Here is a 2655-nt window from a genome sequence, read left to right as displayed (position 1 = left end):
ACCCTGAATTTACCTGGGCTAAGTTTTATGAAACCTTTGATTACTTCGATCCGCAAAATTTTGCGCCGATGATCAAATGCCCGGTGTTGATGGGTATAGGCTTGTTAGACCAGTTTTGTCCGCCGCGTTGCAGCATGGCGCTATTTAACCATATCAGCAGCACTAATAAGGAGTTTGTGTGTGTACCAAATTCCACACATGAGGTAGATTTTAACTATTTCATGTTCCAAAATTTATGGATTCGCGAAAAATTCCGCATACCCTGATTACGGCACGGTATTGGAATAACTTTGAATGGATACGTGAAAGAGATTTGAAATTTTGCAGCAAATGGAAGCAATCCCGAAATGGAATTGAGGAGGCTTACGGGAGGGATTGCTTCAACACTGCAATAAATATGTAATACCAGATACATACAGATACCGGGCATTCGCCCTATAAAAATATGATCCTTAAAAATACTTTAATCAAGTACACTTTTATTGTAATTATACTGCTAACCGCGATGCAAAATAAAGGCTATGCTACCGGCGGTTTTCCGGTAAGGCCCGGCAGACTTACTTTATCCCCATCGGTAAGTTACTTTTTTGCTAATAAACAGTTTGATGCCAATAGCCACCGGGGGGCTTTTCCTGAAAACGGTCGTTTTTCATCCTTGGGAACTTCTTTATATGCAGAATACGGATTAAGCAGGCGTTTTTCATTATCGGCCCTGATACCTTATGTGAGTAATACGTATAAAGATAACACGGCTACCTATCTCAATTCAGGCTTCGGCGATGCGGAGATAGGGATCAGGTATTACCTGGCCAACATTAGTTATAAATATTACTTCAGTTTGCAGGCCACAGCTATTTTGCCCATGTATACCAATCTTAACCTGGGCTACAATCAAAAAGGTGGCGAACTAAGGCTGGCCTTTGCCGGCAGCGGCCATTTATTTGGTAGAAACTCCTATTTTGTTTTGGAAAATGGCGTTCGTGAATATTTTGGCTATGAGTCGGTTTTTCAGGATAGGTACAATGCAACTTATGGCATTACGCTTGATAAAAAATTCAGGGAGCAGGTATCGGTAAGTGTAGGCGGCTTTTATGTAAGCAGTGATAATAAGTCGTTTTCACCTAACCCCAATACAGCCAAAAATTTTGCTTTTAACCAGGTATCAATAAGTTACGGCCACTCGTTCAGTAAAAAGGTAGCCCTGTTTTTAACCGGCGGAACATTTATAACCGGGCGAAATACGGGTGCCGGTAGCAGTGTTTCGGCATCATTAAATTATCATATCGACACCCGGTAGTTTTATTCACTTTTGATATTAACCATGTTGGGCAAATTTAAATATCTCCTTATACTATTGATCATTGCAGCTATCATGCAAACAGGCATGGCAAAAGCGATGAGCAATTCTTCTTTTAAAATTTTGAAGGCAGATGAGGGCGAGGTAGTAACTAACCTAATTGCCCATAGTGATGACGGGATATTTAACTCTAACGCCAGCTACACCTTCGAGGTGAAAAATACTTACCATACCGACCAAACCGGTCGTGTGGCTTATGTTGTTCCCACACCCAATGGCAAGCCTGTGGCAAGTGATTCTGTGCAAGTTAAAATATCAAAAAACAGCAGCAATAATTACAGCTTTACTATACCGGCCATGAAACCGGGTTTTTATAAAATAAATTTCATGATTAATGTATCTGATTATGATGATACCACAAAACGTGTTTTCGGCATCAGGCCTAAAGAGATCAGATCAAACCACTCACGTCCGGCAGATTTTGACAGTTTTTGGCAAACCACCAAAGATCAGCTGGCTGCCGTAGCTCCCAACTATAAAATAACCGAAAAGCCCGAACTTGAAAAGAATAACCGTCTGGTGTACCTATTCGAGATGAAATCATTAGATGATATTACCGTGCGTGGATGGCTTACCATACCCAAAGGCGGCAGCAAGAATCGCAAGCTTCCGGTATTTGTTGGTTTGCCCGGTTACCAGGTTGAACTGAAACCCATGATGGGCGAAGACGACGATCTGGCTATCATTACCATTAATGTTCGGGGGCAGGGTAACAGCCGGGATGTGATACATACCAAAAGGGACGATTATATCACCCTGAACATGGAGGATAAAAACAAGTATGTGCTCCGTGGCGCCATTATGGATTGCGTGCGCACCATTGATTTTATTTGTGCCCAGCCCAACCTGGATGCCAGCCGTATTGAAGTATCGGGCGGTAGTATGGGTGGTTTTTTAGCAGTGGCGCTGGCCGGTTTGGATAGTCGTGTTAAGCTGGTATCTGCCCAAAACCCTATTTTGAGTGATATCCGCAATTTGGATGGCGTGGTTTCATGGCCGGTTGATGATATTAAGAAATATGTAAAGGCTAAACCGGGATTAAGCTATGCAAGCCTGATGGACAATCTTGATTATTTTGATACCAAGAATTTTGCCCCTAATATTAAAGCGCCCATACGTGTAGGCGTTGGTTTGCTTGACCATTTGGCCCCGCCGCAAAATGAGTTCGCATTTTACAACCTCATCCCGTCAAAATATGCGCACGTACGGGTGTACAAAGACCTCGGCCATGAAGTGCCCCTATCATTTATGGAAGAAGATGGGCATTGGATGCGGGATGCTTTCGGGCTGTTTTAGGG

General features: G+C 42.8%; 3 protein-coding genes. All 3 read left to right on the top strand.

The window, feature by feature from the left end; all coding sequences use genetic code 11:
• A partial coding sequence (locus tag AAGC65_RS20330) for an acetylxylan esterase (RefSeq protein WP_343114292.1) occupies positions 1-266 on the top strand: 266 nt, incomplete at its 5' end.
• Positions 267-445: 179 nt separating this feature from the next.
• The gene (locus AAGC65_RS20325) at positions 446-1297 is read left to right on the top strand and encodes a hypothetical protein (protein ID WP_343114291.1); all 852 of its coding nucleotides are present in this window, start codon (positions 446-448) and stop codon (positions 1295-1297) included.
• A gap of 24 nt (positions 1298-1321) precedes the next feature.
• Complete coding sequence (locus tag AAGC65_RS20320) at positions 1322-2653, top strand: acetylxylan esterase (protein ID WP_343114290.1); 1332 nt, start codon at positions 1322-1324, stop codon at positions 2651-2653.
• Positions 2654-2655 lie beyond the last annotated feature (2 nt).

It is taken from the genome of Mucilaginibacter sp. (genome assembly GCF_039207105.1).
GTDB lineage: Bacteria > Bacteroidota > Bacteroidia > Sphingobacteriales > Sphingobacteriaceae > Mucilaginibacter.
Note: the sequence above shows the minus strand (reverse complement) of the source record. Positions and strands in the feature narration are given on the sequence as shown.

Excerpts from the sequence above, each read along its gene's own strand:
- AAGC65_RS20325 (WP_343114291.1), top strand. The coding sequence starts at position 446 with ATGATCCTTAAAAATACTTTAATCAAGTACACTTTTATTGTAATTATA.
- AAGC65_RS20320 (WP_343114290.1), top strand. The coding sequence starts at position 1,322 with ATGTTGGGCAAATTTAAATATCTCCTTATACTATTGATCATTGCAGCT.